Below are 18,483 nucleotides of genomic sequence, written 5' to 3'. Positions count from 1 at the left end.
TCAGCCTTCCCGGCCCGGTGCGGCGGCCTCGGAGCGGATCGTGACGGCGCGGCCGTGCGCGGGCAGATCCTCGGTGTCCGCGAGCGCCACGATGTCGTCCTCGAGCTGCGCGAGCGCCTTCTTGCTGTACTCGATGACCTGCACGGCTTTCATGAACGACGCCGCCTGCAGTCCCGAGTTGAACACCGCGGTCCCGCCCGTGGGCAGCACGTGGTTGGAACCGGCGGCGTAGTCCCCGAGGGGCACGGGACTGTACGGGCCCACGAAGATCGCGCCAGCGTTGCGCACTCGCGCGGCCACCGCGGCGGCGTCCCGCGTGTGGATTTCGAGGTGTTCGGCGGCGTACGCGTCCGCAACCGCCACGGACTGGTCGAGGTCGTCCGTGAGCACGACCCCGGACTGGGGTCCGCCCAGTGCCGTGGCGATCCGCTCACGGTGTTTGGCGGCGGGCACCTGGACCGCGAGCTGCTCCTCGACCGCCCGGGCCAGGTCCTCGGAATCGGTGATCAGCACGGACCCCGCGGCGGGATCGTGTTCGGCCTGCGAGATGAGGTCCGCGGCCACGAACCTCGGATCCGCGGAGTCGTCGGCGAGCACCGCGATCTCGGTGGTGCCGGCCTCGGCGTCCACGCCCACCACGGAGCGCAACTGCCGCTTGGCCATGGCCACGAAGATGTTGCCCGGGCCGGTCACGGTGTTGACGGGTTCCAGGACGTCCTCACCATCGGTGATTCCGTAGGCCAAGGCGGCGAGCGACTGCGCGCCGCCTACGGCCCACACCTCGTCCACACCGAGCAGACCGGCCGCGGCCAGGATCACGGGGTGGGGCAGTCCGTCGAAGTCCTTCTGGGGCGGCGAACACAGCACCACGGATTCCACGCCCGCGGCCTGGGCCGGCACGACGTTCATGACAACCGAGGACGGGTACACGGCCAACCCACCGGGGATATAGAGCCCTGCGCGACGCACCGGGGTCCACCGGTGGCGCAGGACGGCACCGGGGGCGACCTCCACGCTCACGTCCTGCGGCCGCTGCGCCCGGGCGAAGGCGCGCGTGCGCTCGATCGCGGACTCCAGTCCGTGGCGCACCGCGGGGTCGAGTTCGGCCACCGCGCGCTCGATCTGCTCGGGCGCCACCCTGATCCGCTGCTGGTCCACGCCGTCGAACGTGAAGGCGAGATCCCGCAGCGCCTGCGCGCCACGGGAGCGGACGTCCTCGATGATCGAGCGGACGCTGTCCTCCGCCTCAGCGACCGACGACGCCGCTTGGCGCGGCACCGCCGCACGCAGCTCGTTCCAGTCCAGGTGCCGTCCCCGCAGGTCGATGACCCGCAGGTGGGAACCAGTGGTCGCCGGGGATGCGGATTCAAGGCTGTACTCACTCACCCGCCCAGTCTACAATCGCGCCCCGCGCGGACCGCTCGGGCAACACCCGCACACGGCTAGAACCCACGCACCGTGCATTCCGAGGTCACGCAGCGTCAAGTCCGACGCCGCGCGGCGGCCCGGGCAGCGTCGCGCAACTACCCGTGCGGCGTCGAACCGCGGCCCGTTCGACGCCGCCCGTTCACGAGCGCCCGGTGACGAGCGCCCGGTGCCGCGTCGTCACGCCTCGAGGCAGGCCGGGCCCAGGAGGACCTTGAGGTCACCGAACAGGGCCGGCGACGGGTTGACCCGGTACTCGGGGCCCAGGCGCATGACCTGGACGCTGCGATGCGTGTCCAAGTGGATCCGCACTTCCGAGTCCCCCTTGTGATTGCGCAGCACCTCCCCGATCCGGCGGATCACGGCCTCCGTGGCCCGGTGCTCGGGCAGGGCCACGCACACGGGTCCCGAGGAACCATCCACGCTCAACTCGGGCACCGTGAGTTCCTGGGCGGAGATGGAGATGGAACCGTCGTCGCGGCGCTGCATACGGCCCTTGATCACGCAGATCAGGTCCTCGGCAAGGACCCCGGCGATGGGCGCATATGCCTTGCCGAAGAACATGATCTCGATGGATCCCGAGCGGTCCTCGAGCTCCACGCGCGCGTACGCGTTGCCGGACGACTTCGCGATCCTGCGGGACAGGGACGTGATCATCCCACCCACGGTAATCACCGCACCGTCGGGACGGGTGTTCTCCTCGGTGAGCAGCGAGGCGATCGCGGTGTCCGTGTACTGGCCCAGGGCGTCGTCGAGCCCGCGCAGGGGATGGTCGGAGACGTAGAGACCGAGCATCTCGCGCTCGAACGCCAGCAGATCCTTGCGCTCCCACTCGGGGACCTCCGGGACCTCCACGGAGAACGTCTCCTGCTCGGCGTCGTCGGCGCCGCCCATCGCGAAGATGTCGAACGTGAACTCGCCGTTGTCCTCCTTCTTCTTCTGCGCGACGACGTCCTCCACGGCTTGCTCGTGGCACATCACCAGGCTGCGGCGCGTGTGACCCAACTGGTCGAACGCACCGGCCTTGATCATGGACTCGATGGTGCGCTTGTTGCACACCACGGCCGGGACCTTGGCCAAGAAATCGGTGAAGGACGTGAACTTGCCCTGCTCGGTGCGCGCGTCCACCATGGCCTGCACCACGTTGGACCCCACGTTGCGCACCGCGCCCATGCCGAAGCGGATGTCGGTGCCCACCGGGGTGAAGTTCAGTTCGGACTCGTTGACGTCCGGGGGCAGCACCGTGATCCCCATGTGGCGGCACTCGGTCAGGTACATGGCGAGCTTGTCCTTGTCGTCACCGACCGAGGTGAGCAGCGCGGCCATGTACTCGGCCGGGTAGTGCGCCTTGAGGTACGCCGTCCAGTAGGACACGAGCCCGTAGGCCGCGGAGTGCGCCTTGTTGAACGCGTAGTCCGAGAACGGCAGCAGGATGTCCCACAGCGCCTTGATCGCGTCTTCGGAGTACCCGCGGTCGATCATCCCCTGGTGGAAGCCCTGGTACTGCTTATCCAGCTCCGCCTTCTTCTTCTTGCCCATGGCGCGGCGTAGGATGTCCGCCTGACCCAGGGAGTAGCCGGCCACCTTCTGGGCGATCGCCATGACTTGCTCCTGGTACACGATCAACCCGTACGTGGTGCCCAGGATCTCCGACAGCGGTTCCGCGAGCTCCGGGTGGATCGGCGTGATCTCCTGCGCGCCGTTCTTGCGCAGCGCGTAGTTGGTGTGCGAGTTCGCACCCATGGGCCCGGGGCGGTACAGCGCGATGGTCGCGGAGATGTCTTCGAAGTTGTCAGGGCGCATCAGTTTGAGCAGCTGACGCATGGGCCCGCCGTCCAACTGGAACACCCCGAGGGTGTCACCGCGCGCGAGCAAGTCGTAGGAACCGGCGTCGTCGATCGGCAGGTGCTCGAGGTCCAGGACGAACCCGTCCCGGTTGAGCGTGATGTTCTCGAGGGCATCCGAGATGATCGTGAGGTTGCGCAACCCCAGGAAGTCCATCTTGATCAGCCCCAGCCCCTCGCACGTGGGGTAGTCGAACTGGGTGATGACCTGCCCGTCCTGCTCGCGGCGCATCAACGGGATGATGTCGATCAGCGGGTCCGAGGACATGATCACACCGGCCGCGTGCACACCCCACTGGCGCTTGAGCCCCTCGAGGCCCTGGGCGGTCTCGAAGACCTTCATGGACTCGGGGTCGTCCGCGAGGATCTCGCGCAGCTCCCCCGCCTCGTCGTAGCGCTTGGCGTCCTGGTCGTAGACGTCCTGCAGGGAAATGCCCTTGCCCATGACGTCCGGCGGCATGGCCTTGGTCAACCGCTCCCCCATGGAGAACGGGTAGCCCAGCACGCGGGAGGAGTCCTTGAGCGCCTGCTTGGCTTTGATGGTGCCGTACGTGACGATCATGGCCACGCGCTCGTCGCCGTACTTCTCGGTCACGTAGTGGATGACCTCGGAGCGGCGGCGATCATCGAAGTCGACGTCGAAGTCGGGCATGGACACGCGGTCCGGGTTGAGGAAGCGCTCGAAGATCAGCCCGTGCTGCAACGGGTTGAGCTCGGTGATGCGCATGGCGTACGCGACCATGGACCCCGCACCGGAACCACGGCCCGGACCCACGCGGATCCCGTTGTCCTTGGACCAGTTGATGAAGTCCGCGACCACCAGGAAGTAACCGGGAAAGCCCATCTGGATGATGATCTTCTTCTCGTACTCGGCCTGCTCGCGGACGTCGTCCGGGATGCCCCCGGGGAAGCGGTAATGCAGCCCTTTCTCGACCTCCTTGATGAACCACGAGGTCTCGTCCTCGCCCTCCGGGGTGGGGAAACGCGGCATGTAGTTCGCGGAGGTGTCGAAGTCCACCTCGCAGCGCTCGGCGATCTCCAGGGTGTTGTCGCACGCCTCCGGGAAGTCCCGGAAGAGCTCGCGCATCTGTTCCGGGGACTTGAGGTAGAACTCGTCAGCGTCGAACTTGAACCGCTTGGGGTCCTGCAACGTGGAACCGGACTGCACGCACAGCAACGCGGCATGGGATTTGGCGTCCTCCGCGTGCGTGTAGTGCAGGTCGTTGGTGGCCACGAGCGGCAGGTTGAGCTCTTTGGCGAGCTTGAGCAGGTCCTGCGTGACCCGCTTCTCGATCCCGAGCCCGTGGTCCATGAGTTCGCAGTAGAAGTTCTCTGCGCCGAAGATGTCCCGGAACTCGGCGGCCGCCTGCACGGCCTGGTCGTACTGACCCAACCGCAAGCGGGTCTGCACCTCACCGGACGGGCAGCCCGTGGTGGCGATCAGACCCTTGCCGTACTGGTTGAGCAGTTCACGGTCCATACGCGGCTTGTACAGCTGACCCTCGAGCGACGCCTTGGTAGACGCGCGGAACAGGTTCTGCATGCCCTCGCTCGTCTGCGCGAGCAGGGTCATGTGGGTGTAGGCACCGGCGCCCGAGACGTCGTCGCGCCCGCCGTCCGCGAACTTCACGCGGGAACGGTCCTGCCGCGCGGTGCCCGGGGTCAGATAGGCCTCCACACCGATGATCGGCTTAATCCCCGCGGCGCGCGCCTTGTTCCAGAAGTCGAACGCCCCGAAGACGAAGCCGTGGTCCGTGGTGGCCAGGGAGTCCATGCCCAACCGGTGGCATTCCTCGAAGAGGTCGGTCAGGCGCGCGGCACCGTCCAACATGGAGTACTCGGTGTGCACGTGGAGATGGGTGAAGCCTTTTTTGCCGGTCGCCGAAGTCACCGCCCCAGTCTAGGACCCCGCACCGACCCGCTGAGGGTGGACGCGGTGGAGATCCGTCACAGCTGCGGGCCGCCCTCCCGCAGCGTCTCCACGGCATAGGCGAGATCCGCGGGATAGGGGCTCGTGTACTCCACGTCCTCCCCCGTGTCGGGGCTCGTGAACCCGAGCCGCGTGGCGTGCAACCACTGCCGCGTGAGCCCCAGCCCCGCGGACAGCGCGGGATCCGCCCCGTACGTGAGATCCCCGCAGCACGGGTGCTGCAGGGCGTTGAAGTGCACGCGGATCTGGTGGGTGCGCCCGGTCTCCAGGTGCACCTCCACGAGGGACGCCCGCCCGAAGGCCTCGAGCACCTCGTAATGGGTCACGGAACGGCGACCGTCCTGCAGCACCGCGAAGCGCCACTCGTGTCCCGGGTGCCGCCCGATCGGGGCGTCGATGGTTCCCTTGAGCGGATCCGGGATGCCCTGGACCACCGTGTGGTAGACCTTGGTGACCGTGCGCTCCTTGAAGGCGCGCTTGAGCACCGTGTAGGCGTTCTCGTCGCGGGCGACGACCATGAGCCCGGAGGTCCCCACGTCCAGGCGGTGCACGATCCCCTGCCGCTCGGGAGCCCCCGAGGTCGCAATCGTGATCCCGGCTCCGGCCAGCGCCCCGGCCACGGTGGGTCCCTTCCACCCGGGCGAGGGGTGCGCGGCAACCCCTGCGGGTTTGTCGATCACCACGTAGCCCGGGTTCACGTGCACGAGGCGCAGATCCGGCACATGCTGCGCGGCGATGCGGTGGGGGTCCTCGGGCACCGGGACCTGGACCGTGTAGGTCTCGGCCGCACCCACCCTGTGGGACTTGGGCGCGGGCCGCCCCCGGAAGCTCACCCGCTCCTCGGCGCACAACTGTGCCGCCGCCGAACGGGACAAACCCGTCCAGGCGGCCACGGCGGCGTCGAGCCGGGAACCTTCCTGCTCGGCCGTGGCCGTGAACCGCTCGCTTACGTACTCGGGTTCGGAACCGGTGGGGCGGGTGTGCTCAACGGCCACGGGGCACCTCCATCTGGCGATTGGTCATGATCAGCACGAGAATCAGCACCACGCCCACGACCACCCCGCAATCGGCCACGTTGAAGATCGCGAAGCGGGGCACCGCGATGAAGTCCACCACGTGTCCGTGCGCGAAGGAGGGCTCCCGGAACAACCGGTCGGTGAGATTGCCCGCGGCACCGCCCAGGACCAGTCCCAGGGCGAGCGCCCACAGCGGGTCCCGCACCCGGCGCAGGTTCCACAGGATCGCAACGATCACCACGGCCATCACGATCGTGAAGACCCACGTGACGTTGGAACCGAGGGAGAACGCCGCGCCGCTGTTGCGGATGTGTTCCCACCACAGCAGGCCGGGGATCACGGGGTACTGCCGGCCGATCGGGAGGTTCTCCACGACCCACAGCTTGCTGAGCTGGTCCGCCGCGTACCAGGCCGCGGCCACGAGCAGGGATATGACGAGGCAGCGGCGGCCCACCCGGGAGGTCCCGGGGGCCGCCGCCGCGTCAGGGGTGTGTTCCGTCACCGGCGCTTACTTGGTGCCCGTGCGCTTGGTGGTCGCGGAGACGGGAGCGTCAGCGGGCTCGAGCGACCCGGTGTTGGCGAGATCGTTCAGCTGGGCGTTGAGGAAGCTCTTGAGGTTGCCGCGGTAGTCCTCCTCGAAGCTGCGCAGCTGCGCCACGGAGGCCTCGAGGTCCACCTTCTCGCGCTCGAGTGAGGACAGGGTCTCCTCCTTGGTGCGCTTGCCGTCCGCCACGAGCTGGTCCGCTTGCGCGCGGCCCTCGGTGATCAGGCGCTCACGCTCGGCCTGGCCCTGCGAGACGTAGTCGTCGTGCAGCTTCTGCGCCATGGCGAGCACCGCGGCCGCGGACTCGGCGGACTCGGTGGTCGGGACGTTCTGCGTCGCAGCAGGCTGGGCGGCGGCCGACGACGTCGTGCCCGCGCTCGGAGCGACCGTCGCGGCGGTGCTCGAGGACTGCTCGTCCGTCACGCGCACGGGCTCGGACACCGTGGTCGTCTCGGAGGTCTCGGTCACCGAGGCGGCCGGAGTCGCCGTGGTCTCCTGGACGTCCTCGGTGGACTGCGAGACCGCGGAGGTCTCCACGGCGGACTCCTCGGGGCGCCCACCCAGGGTCTCGACCTGCTTGCGCAGGGCGTCGTTCTCCTGGTTGAGGCGACGCAGCTCCACGACGATCTCGTCGAGGAAGTCGTCCACCTCGTCCTGGTCGTAGCCCTCACGGAACTTGGTGGGTTGGAAGCGCTTGTTGATGACGTCTTCGGGTGTCAAAGCCATGAGATGTCCTCACTCCTCTAGATGAATTGAACCGCTCGGATGGTGACCGTGCGCGGTGGTGACTGCCGCCGTTGCGCGGTGAATTCTGGCCCAGGATACAGCCGCGTGGCCGCGCCCGGGGCACGGACCGCTCAGCCGCGCAGCAGGAAACCGGCCAGGACGGTCTGCAGGATGCTGACGGCGAAGACCAGGATCAGGAACCCCAGGTCCAGCGCCACCCCGCCGAAGCGCAGCGGCGGCACGAGCCGGCGCAGCGCCTTCATGGGGGGATCGGTCAACGAGTAGATCGTGGACGCCGCCACGAGCGCCATGCCCTTGGGACGCCAGCCGCGCGCGAACATCTGTACCCAGTCCAGCACGAGGCGGCCCAACAGGGCGATGTAGAGCACGTGGACCGCGAGGTAGACGATCGACAGCACCAGGCCCATGCTCAGCCCTCGACCCGCTGGACCGAACCGGTATCCTCGTCGATCTCGTCCGAGTGGCCCTGGTCCAGGACCTCCACGAAGGACGGGGTCAGCAGGAACACCTTGGCGGTGACCCGTTCGATGGACCCGTGCAGGGCGAAGACCAGCCCCGCGGCGAAGTCCACGAGACGCTTGGCCTCGGCCTCACCCATGTCGGAGACGTTCATGATCACCGGTGTGCCGTCCCGGAACGCCTCACCGATGGATTTGGCGTCGTTGTACGACCGGGGGTGCACAGTGGTGATGGTGCGCAATTCGTTGTCGTCCTCTCGGGAACTGGGAGCCCGCTTGATGGGGGTCACGGGGGCTCGGTACTCGGGGGACCGGCGGGCCATGGAGGTGCTGCCGGTCTCGCTCACCGCAGTCGTGGAACCGCTCGAGGCGTGCTGGGGGGTGTCCCGAGGGCGGGGGGTTTCTTCGGAGTGGTACTCGTCGTCGCTCTCGGCCAGCCCGAGATAGACCATGGTGCGACGCAGCGCTCCGGCCATATTCTCTCCTCAATCACAGAACGGACCGACTCAGGTCGGCCCGCATGTCGTCCGTCCTTACGCTACCGCACGGCGGGCCGCGGCCCGAGAACATCCGAACCGATCCGCACGTGCGTGGCCCCCGCGGCCACGGCTGCTTCGAGGTCCGCGCTCATGCCCGCGGAGATCGCCCGCGCGTCCGGGAATTCCCGCTGCACATCCTGGGAAAGCTTCCACAGTGTCTCGAAGGCCTCACGGGGTTCGGCGCCCAACGGGGCCACCGCCATTACACCGCCCACGCGCAACCCCTCGGTCCCCTCGAGCGTCCGCGCGAGCTCCAGGACGGTGTCCGGGTGCGCTCCCCCGCGGTGGCCGTCCGGCTCGGCAACCGGGTCCAGGTTGACCTGCACGAGACACGGCAGATCGACGTCGTCGCACGGGGCGGGCCGCGCGTCCCCCGCGAGGGCCGCGTTGCGGTGCGAACGCACCGCCTTGCCGAGCGCGGTGACGAGCGAGGGTCGGTCCACGGAATGCACCCAGGACGCGTACTTGACCACGTGCTTGGCCTTGTTGGACTGCAACTGACCCACGAAGTGCCACGCGGGAGGACTCACGGGAGGCTCCTGCCGGGCGAGGGTCTCGGCGACCTCCGCGGCCTTGGGCCCGGCCTCCTGGTCCTTGTTCTCCCCCACCGCGCGCACGCCGAGTTCCCGCAGGCGCAGGACGTCCTGCGCGGGGAAGAACTTGGTCACGACCACGAGCGAGGGCAGCTCGCCCCCTCGGGCGCGCTCGGGTGCGCGGTCCTCGGCCGCGCGCAGGATCCGTTGGCGCACCGCGGACAACCGCTGCGCGAGTTCCGCGGTGCGACCCGCGTCCTGCGGATCAGTGGTGTCCATTATGCGGTGCCCCTCCCGTTGCGGGCCCACACGAGCCCCGCCAATCGCTGCGGTGTGGTGTCCCGGCGGTACGAGTACAGCGCGCGGTGCTCGAGCGTGCACCAGGCCTTGCGATCCGTGCCTGCGGTCGCGACACTCACGCCCCGCTCACGCAGCAGCGCGTCCGCGGCACTCGGCAGGTCCAGGCCGGGGGTGCCCCACGCCGTGGTGGTCGCGATTCCGGGCAGCGCGGCCTCGGCCGCCTCGGCCATCTCCGCGGGTACCTCGTAGCAGTCCCCGCACACCGCGGGGCCGATCCACGCGGTGATCCCGGTGGCACCGCGGTCCTCGAGCGCGCCGACGGTGTGCTGCAGGACCCCGTCCAACAGACCCTTGCGGCCCGCGTGGGCCACCGCGAGGACCGGCGCCGCGGCGTCGTCGTCCGTGCGGCCCACGAAGACCACGGGAAGGCAGTCCGCCGTGAGGATCCCCAGGGGCGTGCCGTCCGTGCTCACGGCCGCGTCCGCCTCGGGGGCCTGTTCGGGGGCGTCGGTGCCCGTGGCGTCGTGCACGGTGGTGCCGTGCACCTGGTGTACGAACCGCACGCCGCGCGCCCCGGTGCCCAGCTCGCACTCCACCGTACGACGCCGCTGCCGCACCACCGCGGGATCGTCGCCCGTGTGCGTGGCCAGGTTGCCCTCGGTCGCGTCCGTGAACGCGATGCCCACGCCGTGGTGTTCACTGCGGAACCACATGCCGTTCTCCTTCCACTGCCGTGCCCCGCGCGGGCGCGGGACGTCGACGGGGTGGTCACCTCAGTGGTGACCACCCCGTACTGCACCCCGATCGGTGTTTGCGCTGCAGGGCGTTCACACTGCAGGGTGCTCGCGCGAACCCGTGCCGCCCGTGGGGGCACCGGCCCCGATATCAGTCCCCCGGAACGATGCACACCAGTGAACTCACCTGGTGCGCATCGCTGGACTCACTTCAGGAAGTCCGGGAAATCCAGGGAGTCCTTGCGGCCCGAGGAGTTCGTGGAGGACGGCGCGTCCGACTCGGCGGGCAGGTCCACGTCGAAGCCCGCGTCATCGGGGATGTCGTCGTCCTGGTTCTGCCGGGACGCGAACCCCGCGGCGGGTGCGCCGTAGGAGGAACCGCCGCGCTGAGGAGAGCGGCCCAGACCCGAGGGCCGGGACGCGTCCCCGCCGAAGGTCGCGCGGGTGTTCTCCGCCTGGCGCTGCGCGGGCGAGGAGTTGTTGGCGTTGGTCTCCTGCGAGACCGAGTCGAACCCGGCGGCGATGACCGTCACGCGGGCCTGGTCCCCCAGGGCGTCGTCGATCACGGCACCGAAGATGATGTTGGCCTCCGGGTGGGCGACCTCCTGCACGAGGCGCGCGGCCTCGTTGATCTCGAACAGACCGAGGTCTGAACCACCCTGGATGGACAGCAGTACACCGTGGGCACCGTCAATCGAGGCCTCGAGCAGCGGGGACGCGATCGCGAGCTCCGCGGCCTTCACGGCACGGTCCTCACCCTGGGCGGAGCCGATGCCCATGAGCGCGGAACCGGCACCCTGCATCACGGACTTGACGTCCGCGAAGTCCAGGTTGATCAGGCCCGGGGTGGTGATCAGGTCGGTGATGCCGGAGACACCGGACAGCAGTACCTGGTCCGCGGACTTGAAGGCGTCCAGCATGGACACGTTGCGGTCCGAGATGGACAGCAGGCGGTCGTTGGGGATCACGATGAGCGTGTCCACCTCGTCCCGCAGGGTCTCGATGCCGTTCTCGGCCTGGTTGGACCGGCGCCGACCCTCGAAGGTGAATGGGCGGGTGACCACACCGATGGTCAGCGCGCCGAGCGAGCGGGCGATGCGGGCCACGACGGGCGCGCCACCGGTACCGGTTCCGCCACCCTCGCCGGCGGTCACGAAGACCATGTCCGCGCCCTTGAGGACCTCCTGGATCTCCTCCTCGTGGTCCTCGGCGGCCTGGCGTCCCACGTCCGGGTTGGCGCCGGCGCCGAGACCGCGGGTCAGTTCGCGGCCAACGTCCAGCTTGACGTCCGCGTCCGACATCAACAGCGCCTGGGCGTCCGTGTTGATGGCAATGAACTCGACGCCGCGCAGACCTTCTTCGATCATGCGGTTGACGGCGTTGACACCGCCGCCGCCGATGCCGACCACCTTGATGACGGCCAAGTAGTTCTGGGGGGTTGAGGAGTCCATATGCACCTAACTCGCGTGGGCTTGCGGAACAAGGGATGTTCGATTGGGGGTAAAGCTTCAACCTTGAGGTGAAACTCGTGAGGTATTGACACCCGCGGGTGCAATATTCCGATCAGGGCAAGGATAACAACCCCGCCCGGTTCTCCGTATCATGCTCCCACGTGTTACCGGAGTTTGCCATAAATCCCCTGGTCACGCCCAACTTTGAAGTTTCAGGAACTGGTTGAACGATTCCGACCCCTTCTCACCGGACCACGGGGTGCAGTGGTGCGGACACGTCGATGAGCGTGGCGTCCTTGGTGGCGTCCGAGTTCACGAGGGCGGCCACGACCTGGGATTTCAGTTCGCTCTCCCCCGCGTCCCCCCACAGGACCTTCTTGCCGCCCTTGAGGGTCAGCTCCACAGTTGAGCCGGACGGGGCGTCGGCCGCGTCCACACGGGACAGCACATCCGCCGGCAGAGCGGCCAGGACCTCGGACACGTCGGTGAACTTCTGGGTGCTCAAGACACCCCGGCCACCCGCCACGAGGGGCACGTCCGGGCGCTGGGCGCGGGGCACCGTGCTGAGGGGTTTGCCCTCCGAATCAACGAGCACCAGGTTGGCTGCGTCCTCGACCACGGCCACCCCCACGCGTTCGTGCAGGTGCACCGTGATGGTGTGCGGGGGTCGCAACACCACGTCCACCGATTTCACTTGGGGGACGTCGCCGACCGAGTCCATGATCTCCTGCTTGGAGATCCGGGTCATGGGGACTCCCTCGTACCCGGCCAGGGCCTGCTCCACCGTGCGGGGGTCCGTGAGGGTCGCACCCTGCACGTCGATCGTGCGGGTCGCGAACAACGGCGAGAAGAAGACCACGAGCGCCAGCGCCGCGAGCACCACGAGGCTCAGCAGCAGTGCGAGCAGGCGGCGGCGCCGGGCGCGCCGATGCGGGCTCGGCGGGAACGGGACCACCGTCGTGGAGTCCTCGTCGGGCTCGACCGCGGTCTCCTCGGGTGCCTCCTCGGTGGCGCGAGCGGCCCGGCGCTGGGCCCGCCACGTCGAGAACCGTCCACCGGCACTCGGCACGGCCTCGAGTTCGTCCGTGGCCACACGCGTGACCTTGGCACCGCCGTGCACGCGGACGAGGGTCTGTTCGTCCGGGGCAACGCCCATCGCGTCCTCGGGCGCGCTGCCGCGGCCGCGCGCGGACCTCGACCCACCCGAGGACGCACCGGGCGTGCGTCCCCGCGATCCCCGACCCACGGCCGACGACCCCATTCCGGTGGGGCTCGACGTCGGGAACGGGAAATCCGCGTCCCACGGGGTCGAGGCGTCCGTCCCGGTCCCGGAGATGTCAGAGATGCCGGACGGGTCGGCGGTTCCGGACGGGTCGGCGGCGTCGCGCGCGGCGGCGTCGTCCGCGTCGAACGGAGCGCCGCCCACACGGGGCTGGTGCGGAGGGACGGAGCGTGCCATCAGCGCTGCGCCAACGCGGAGAGGATCCGCGGCCCGAGAGCGGTCACGTCACCGGCGCCGATCGTCATGATCACGTCCCCGGGACGCGCACGGGCCACCACGGTCTCGATCGCCTCCTCGGCGCTCGGGGTGGAGACCACCCGGTCGTCGGAGGCGTGTCCGGTGATCGCGGCGCCGGTGATCCCCGGCTGGGGTTCCTCGCGCGCGCCGAAGACGTCCGTGACGCACGCGAGGTCTGCGATCTCGAGGGCGCGGCAGAACGCCTCCGCGAACTCCCGGGTGCGCGAGTACAGGTGGGGTTGGAACACAGCGAGCACGCGGTGACCCTGGGCGACGTCGCGCGCGGCCGTGAGCGCGGCGGCGACCTCCGTGGGGTGGTGAGCGTAGTCGTCGAAGACCCGCACCCCGCCGTCCTCGCCCTTGGGGTCGAAACGCCGTGACGAACCGTGGAACGAGCCCAGGCCCTCGGCGAGCAGGTCCGGGTCCGCGCCCGCGGCGAGGCCCGCGGTGAACGCCGCCGCGGCGTCGGCCACGTTGTGCGCTCCAGGAACGGCGAGCGTGAGCGCCACGGTGCGCCGGGCGCCGTCGCGGTCGAACGTGAGCGTGCAGGACGAGCCCGTGCCGTGCGGCGTGGCGTCCGAGACGACGACGTCCGCGGCCGGGTCCTGCCCGTACGTGAGCACGGCCTCCCCGCGGTCCCGACGACGCCGCGCGAGCCGGTCCGCGCCCGGATCGTCCGCGCACGCCACGAGGGCCCCACCGGGGCGGATGGTGTCGCAGAACGCCTCGAACGCGGCGTAGAACGCTTCCGCGCTGCCGTAGTGGTCCAGGTGGTCCGGTTCCACGTTGGTGATGATTGCGATCCGCGGGTGGTAGGTCAGGAAGGAGCCGTCCGACTCGTCGGCCTCAGCCACGAACCAGTCGCCGGAACCGAAGCCCGCATTGGCGCCGAGATCCGGGACGTGGGCGCCCACGGCCCAGGACGGGTCCATGCCCGCCGCCTGCAGGGCCACGGCGGCCATCGAACTCGTGGTCGTCTTCCCGTGCGTCCCCGCGACCGCGATCACGTTCCTGCCGTGCATCGCCGCAGCGAGTGCCTGCGAGCGGTGCAGGATCCGCGCACCCGCGGCACGTGCTGCGGCCAGTTCCAGGTTCGTCTCCTTGATTGCCGTGGAGACGACCACCGTCGCGGCGTCGGCCACGTGGGCCGCGGACTGCCCCACGAACACCGTGGCTCCCAGCGCCTCGAGCTGCCGCAACCCGGCCGAGTCCTTCGCGTCCGAACCGCTCACCGCCACACCGCGCGCGAGCAGCAACCGCGCGACCGCGGACATGCCCGCCCCGCCCATGCCGATGAAGTGCACGCGGCCCAGGCCGTGGGGATCGAGGGGTTGCTGGGTGTTCACTGGTTCTCCTGGGGACGTGGGGGGGGGGGGGGAAGGTTTTCAGCGGCGGGCGTGGTCGAGGGTGAGCCGGGCCATCACCTGCGCGGCGTCGCGGACACCGTGGGCGGCAGAGGCCTGGGCCATGCGATCGAGCCGGGGAGCGTCGGTCACGAGCGGGACCACGGTCTCGCGGTAGAACGCGGCGGTGAACTCGGCGTCCCGCACGATCTCGGCACCACCCGCGGCTACGATGGAGCGGGCATTGAGTGCCTGCTCACCGTTACCGATGGGCAGGGGCACGAAAACGGCGGGCAGACCCACGGCGGCGACCTCGCACACCGTGGCCGCGCCTGCGCGGGCCACGAGCAGGTCCGCGGCCGCGTAGACCTTCTCCATCCCGTCCACGTACTCGGTCTGGACGTAGTTCGGCGCGCGCAGCAGCTCGCCGTCCGGGGTGCGCACTTCCTTGGCGCGCCCCGTCACGTGCAGCAGCTGGTACCCGTGCCGCGCGACCTCCCCCGCAATCGCGGCCACGGTCCGGTTCAGGGACTGGGCACCGGAGGAACCACCCGTGACCACCACGGTGGGCAGGTCCGGGTCCAGCCCAAGCGCCGCGCGGGCCTGCGCGCGTTCCGCGGTCCGGTCCAGCGTGGCGATCTCACGCCGCATGGGCATGCCCACGGTGCGCGCACCACGCAGCGGGGTGTCCGGGAAGGCGGTCGCCACGACGGACGCGAACCGGGCGCCCACCCGGTTCGCCATCCCGGGCTTGGCGTTGGCCTCGTGGATCACCACGGGGATCCGACGCCTCGCGGCCGCGAGGTACACGGGCGTGCACACGTACCCGCCCACGCCCACGACCACCGTGGCCTGTTGCGCGTCCAAGATCCGGCCGGCCTGGCGCACCGCGGCGGACAGCCGACGCGGCAGGCGCGCGAGGTCCAGGGACGGCTTGCGGGGCAGGGGCACGCGGTCGATCAGTTCGAGGGGTACACCGGCCTGCGGGACGAGCCGCGTCTCCATGCCGGAGGCAGTGCCCACGGCGCACACCGTGGCGTCCGCGCGCAACTGCTGCACGGCGTCGGCGATGGCCAGCAGGGGGCTGATGTGCCCCGCGGTGCCGCCACCGGCGAGCACCACGCGGGCGGATCCGGCCCGCTTTTGCTGGTGGTCGATGTCGTGCGTGGTTGTCATTCTCGTCCCTTTCCGAACCGCTGGGTCACGCGCTGCGCCCACGACGTCCGGGGGCGTTCCGGTTGCGTGGCCAGCCCGCGCTCGTAGGCCTCCTGGTCGTCCAGGATCTGGGTGCCCGATGCCGCCCCGGACCGTCCGGGACCCACACGCACCGAGCGCGGGACCCGGGCGAAGGACATGACCACGCCCACGGCCGCCATGGTCATCAGCAGCGCGGATCCACCGTAGCTGATGAAGGGCAGCGGGATACCGATCACCGGGAGCAGGCCGGTGACCATGCCCAGGTTCACGAAGGCCTGGCCCACGAGCCACGTGGCCACGCACGCGGTGGTGATCCGCACGAACGTGCTGCGGGTGCGCAACAGGATCCGGGCCATGGCCACGACCATCACGATGAACAGCGCCAGGATGATCACGGTACCCACGAGGCCGAGTTCCTCGCCGATGATCGAGAAGATGTAATCGTTGTGGGCCTCGGGCACGTAGTTGTATTTGAGCCGGGACTGGCCGAGCCCCACGCCCCACCAGCCGCCGGTGGCCAGGGCGTTGAGTCCTTGCTGTGCCTGCCAGCACGCGTCCGTGGCGCCGCACTCCCCGAACAGCCACCCGGTGATCCGGTCCAGACGGTGCGGCGCAGTGATCACGAGGAACAACCCGCCCAGGACGAGGCCGGCCGCGCCCACGAGGAAGATCTTCAGGGGTGCGCGCGCGAACCACAGTGCCGCGGCGTAGATGAGGCAGAACACGATGGCCGTACCGGCGTCCCCGCCGGCCAGCGTGAGGAGGGTGGGGACCAGGAATCCCACGACGGAGGGCCACAGGGCCGGCTTCCAGTGCTGCGCGACCGCATCTCCCTGGCGCGCGAACATCGCCGCGAGCCAGATACACAGCGCGAGCTTGGCGAACTCCGAGGGCTGGAACGACTGACCGCCCAGCACGAGCCAGTTGCGGTTGCCGTTGACCTCCCGCCCCAGGGGTGTGAACACGAGCAGGGACACGAGCACGCTGAGACCCCATAGCACCCACGCGATCCGCGTGTAGAAGTGGGGTGGCACCATCGACAGCGCGAACATCGCGATCAACCCCACGACCCCGAACAGCGCCTGGCGCGCGAACAGGGCGTACGCCGAGCGACTGTCGGAGATCGATTCCACCGCGGACGCGGAGAGCACCATCATCACGCCGATGCCGGTGAGCAACACCACGCACCCGGCCAGGGCGTAGTAGGAGTGGAAGAGCGGGCCGTCGGTGAGCTGGTGCCACCAGCCGCGCATCCTGGTGCTCAGGGCGATCGATCGGGTGCCCGGCTCCGCGGGCTCGGCTGCCCGGGGACGTTCGGGGGTGCGGGTGGCCATCAGAACCCCAATTCTTCGTGCACGACGTGCATGAACGCGTTGCCGCGGTCCGCGTAGTCGGCGAACTGGTCCATGGACGCGGCCGCCGGTGCCATCAGCACGGTGTCTTTGGGCTCGGCGTGTTCACGGGCCAACCGCACGGCCCGGCGCATCACGGCGTGCCCGTCGGTCGGGTCGATGCCGGAGTCGTCCGGTGCGGTGCCGCCCTGGCCCGGGGTCGCCGCGAGGACGGGCACGTCCGGGGCCAGGCGGGAGAGCGCGTCCAACAGGGCGGCGTCGTCCGTGCCGATCACGACGACCGCGCGCAGCCGGCCCGCGTTGCGCTCCACGAGGGTGTCGTACGTGACGCCCTTGGAGAGCCCGCCGGCGATCCAGACCACGGAGTCGAACGCGGACAGGGACGCCTGCGCGGCGTGCGGGTTGGTGGCCTTGGAGTCATTAATCCAGCGCACCCCGTCCGATTCGGCCACGAGCTGGATCCTGTGTTCACCGGGGCGGTGGGCGCGCAGTCCGTCCCGTACGGCCTCGGGGCTCACCCCGGCGGCGCGCGCGAGCGCCGCGGCGGCGAGCGCGTTGGCCACGATGTGGCGCGTGGGGATGGAGCCGGTGTCCTCGATCGATCCGATCTCGGCGGCGGTCGTGGCGCGCTCTGCGACGAACGCGCGGTCCACGAGCAGGTCGTCCACCACGCCCACCATGGACAGCCCCGGGGTCTGCGTGGTGAAGCCCACCGCGCGGCAGCCCTCGAGCACGTCCGCTTCCTCTACGAGTTCCTCCGCGCCGTCCTGTTCGGCGTTGTACACGCACGCGACCCGCGTGTTCTCGTATACACGGGACTTGTCCGCGCGGTAGTTCTCGAAATTGCCGTGCCAGTCCACGTGGTCCTGGGCCACGTTGAGCACCACGGAGGCCAGGGGCGAGACGGAGTGCGTCCAGTGCAGTTGGAAGCTGGACAATTCCACAGCCAGGACGTCGTACTCCACGGGATCGCGCAGTGCGTCCAGGATGGGCGTGCCCACGTTGCCCACGGCCACGGCCTTGAGCCCGGCGGCCTGCAGGATGGAGGCGGTCATGCCCACGGTCGTCGTCTTGCCGTTCGTGCCCGTGATGCACACCCATTCGGGGGTCTTGCGCCCCGCGCGGCGGTTCACGCGCCACGCGAGCTCCACGTCACCCCAGATCTGGATGCCCTCCTCGCGCGCCGCGGCGAGCAGCGGGTGGGTGGGTGGGAAGCCCGGGGACGTGATCACGACGTCCGGGCGGGCCCCGGCCACGTCCGGGACGCTCGTCATGGCGTCCGGCCCCAGGACGACGTCGCTCGCGCCCACGATCTTCAGGGTGTCCGCGCTCTGCCGGTTGCGTTCGGTGTCCCGGGAGTCCAGGACGGTGACGAGCGCACCGAGTTCGATCAGGGTGTCCGCCGCGGCGAAACCCGAGACCCCGATCCCGGCGACCACGGCGCGCAGACCGGACCAGGGCGCGTCCCAGCTGGTCAGCTCCGCGAGGCGGGGGTTGTCCAGGACGGGGTTGTCGTTGCTCGCGTGCATCATGTCTGGTCTGTGCCTCATC

At 69.7% G+C, this 18,483-nt stretch carries 15 protein-coding genes; all 15 read right to left on the bottom strand.

Annotated elements, in window-relative coordinates; all coding sequences use genetic code 11:
* The 15 genes from hisD to murD all read right to left on the bottom strand — a co-directional run bounded on the left by hisD (window position 1) and on the right by murD (window position 18,464).
* The gene (gene hisD / locus RF637_RS07650; protein ID WP_144932372.1) at window positions 1-1,386 is read right to left on the bottom strand and encodes a histidinol dehydrogenase; all 1,386 of its coding nucleotides are present in this window, start codon (window positions 1,384-1,386) and stop codon (window positions 1-3) included.
* Between the two features lie 219 nt (window positions 1,387-1,605).
* The gene (dnaE, locus tag RF637_RS07645) at window positions 1,606-5,160 is read right to left on the bottom strand and encodes a DNA polymerase III subunit alpha (protein WP_085105924.1); all 3,555 of its coding nucleotides are present in this window, start codon (window positions 5,158-5,160) and stop codon (window positions 1,606-1,608) included.
* A 56-nt stretch (window positions 5,161-5,216) separates the two neighbouring features.
* Entirely contained in the window at window positions 5,217-6,194 is a 978-nt protein-coding gene (locus tag RF637_RS07640) for an RluA family pseudouridine synthase (RefSeq protein ID WP_085105923.1), read from the bottom strand.
* Window positions 6,184-6,669 carry a signal peptidase II gene (lspA, locus tag RF637_RS07635; RefSeq protein WP_240505551.1) on the bottom strand — a complete coding sequence of 162 codons (486 nt, stop codon included), beginning with the start codon at window positions 6,667-6,669 and terminating at the stop codon, window positions 6,184-6,186. The genes RF637_RS07640 and lspA overlap by 11 nt, the downstream gene beginning before the upstream one ends.
* A gap of 54 nt (window positions 6,670-6,723) precedes the next feature.
* A complete protein-coding gene (locus RF637_RS07630; protein WP_085105921.1) occupies window positions 6,724-7,485 on the bottom strand; it encodes a DivIVA domain-containing protein in 762 nt (253 codons plus the stop codon).
* Between the two features lie 131 nt (window positions 7,486-7,616).
* Window positions 7,617-7,913 carry a YggT family protein gene (locus tag RF637_RS07625; RefSeq protein ID WP_085105920.1) on the bottom strand — a complete coding sequence of 99 codons (297 nt, stop codon included), beginning with the start codon at window positions 7,911-7,913 and terminating at the stop codon, window positions 7,617-7,619.
* Window positions 7,914-7,915: 2 nt separating this feature from the next.
* Complete coding sequence (locus RF637_RS07620) at window positions 7,916-8,440, bottom strand: cell division protein SepF (RefSeq protein WP_085105919.1); 525 nt, start codon at window positions 8,438-8,440, stop codon at window positions 7,916-7,918.
* Between the two features lie 62 nt (window positions 8,441-8,502).
* Window positions 8,503-9,315 (bottom strand): YggS family pyridoxal phosphate-dependent enzyme, encoded by an 813-nt coding sequence (locus RF637_RS07615; protein WP_368844516.1) that lies wholly within the window; start codon window positions 9,313-9,315, stop codon window positions 8,503-8,505.
* Window positions 9,315-10,049 (bottom strand): polyphenol oxidase family protein, encoded by a 735-nt coding sequence (locus RF637_RS07610; protein WP_144932366.1) that lies wholly within the window; start codon window positions 10,047-10,049, stop codon window positions 9,315-9,317. Before RF637_RS07610 ends, RF637_RS07615 begins: the two co-directional genes overlap by 1 nt.
* 227 nt (window positions 10,050-10,276) lie before the next feature.
* On the bottom strand, window positions 10,277-11,521 hold the full coding sequence (gene ftsZ / locus RF637_RS07605; RefSeq protein ID WP_085105916.1) for a cell division protein FtsZ: 1,245 nt from the start codon (window positions 11,519-11,521) through the stop codon (window positions 10,277-10,279).
* Window positions 11,522-11,765: 244 nt separating this feature from the next.
* Window positions 11,766-12,980, bottom strand: a complete 1,215-nt coding sequence (locus tag RF637_RS07600; RefSeq protein ID WP_368844515.1) for a cell division protein FtsQ/DivIB — start codon at window positions 12,978-12,980, stop codon at window positions 11,766-11,768.
* Entirely contained in the window at window positions 12,980-14,386 is a 1,407-nt protein-coding gene (murC, locus tag RF637_RS07595; RefSeq protein WP_035961239.1) for a UDP-N-acetylmuramate--L-alanine ligase, read from the bottom strand. The genes RF637_RS07600 and murC overlap by 1 nt, the downstream gene beginning before the upstream one ends.
* Window positions 14,387-14,425: 39 nt before the next feature.
* Complete coding sequence (murG, locus tag RF637_RS07590) at window positions 14,426-15,559, bottom strand: undecaprenyldiphospho-muramoylpentapeptide beta-N-acetylglucosaminyltransferase (RefSeq protein ID WP_052160655.1); 1,134 nt, start codon at window positions 15,557-15,559, stop codon at window positions 14,426-14,428.
* Window positions 15,556-16,914 carry a putative lipid II flippase FtsW gene (ftsW, locus tag RF637_RS07585; RefSeq protein WP_144932362.1) on the bottom strand — a complete coding sequence of 453 codons (1,359 nt, stop codon included), beginning with the start codon at window positions 16,912-16,914 and terminating at the stop codon, window positions 15,556-15,558. Before ftsW ends, murG begins: the two co-directional genes overlap by 4 nt.
* On the bottom strand, window positions 16,914-18,464 hold the full coding sequence (murD, locus tag RF637_RS07580; protein WP_167318595.1) for a UDP-N-acetylmuramoyl-L-alanine--D-glutamate ligase: 1,551 nt from the start codon (window positions 18,462-18,464) through the stop codon (window positions 16,914-16,916). Before murD ends, ftsW begins: the two co-directional genes overlap by 1 nt.
* Window positions 18,465-18,483 lie beyond the last annotated feature (19 nt).

The sequence above is a fragment of the Kocuria sp. CPCC 204721 genome, assembly GCF_040980945.1.
GTDB lineage: Bacteria > Actinomycetota > Actinomycetes > Actinomycetales > Micrococcaceae > Kocuria > Kocuria marina.
The sequence above is the reverse complement of the archived record's forward strand: the minus strand, read 5'-3'. Positions and strand labels throughout refer to the sequence as shown.

Excerpts from the sequence above, each read along its gene's own strand:
- RF637_RS07630 (WP_085105921.1), bottom strand. The coding sequence starts at position 7,485 with ATGGCTTTGACACCCGAAGACGTCATCAACAAGCGCTTCCAACCCACC.
- RF637_RS07625 (WP_085105920.1), bottom strand. The coding sequence starts at position 7,913 with ATGGGCCTGGTGCTGTCGATCGTCTACCTCGCGGTCCACGTGCTCTAC.
- RF637_RS07620 (WP_085105919.1), bottom strand. The coding sequence starts at position 8,440 with ATGGCCGGAGCGCTGCGTCGCACCATGGTCTATCTCGGGCTGGCCGAG.
- RF637_RS07615 (WP_368844516.1), bottom strand. The coding sequence starts at position 9,315 with ATGGACACCACTGATCCGCAGGACGCGGGTCGCACCGCGGAACTCGCG.
- RF637_RS07610 (WP_144932366.1), bottom strand. The coding sequence starts at position 10,049 with ATGTGGTTCCGCAGTGAACACCACGGCGTGGGCATCGCGTTCACGGAC.
- ftsZ (WP_085105916.1), bottom strand. The coding sequence starts at position 11,521 with ATGGACTCCTCAACCCCCCAGAACTACTTGGCCGTCATCAAGGTGGTC.
- RF637_RS07600 (WP_368844515.1), bottom strand. The coding sequence starts at position 12,980 with ATGGCACGCTCCGTCCCTCCGCACCAGCCCCGTGTGGGCGGCGCTCCG.
- murG (WP_052160655.1), bottom strand. The coding sequence starts at position 15,559 with ATGACAACCACGCACGACATCGACCACCAGCAAAAGCGGGCCGGATCC.
- ftsW (WP_144932362.1), bottom strand. The coding sequence starts at position 16,914 with ATGGCCACCCGCACCCCCGAACGTCCCCGGGCAGCCGAGCCCGCGGAG.
- murD (WP_167318595.1), bottom strand. The coding sequence starts at position 18,464 with ATGATGCACGCGAGCAACGACAACCCCGTCCTGGACAACCCCCGCCTC.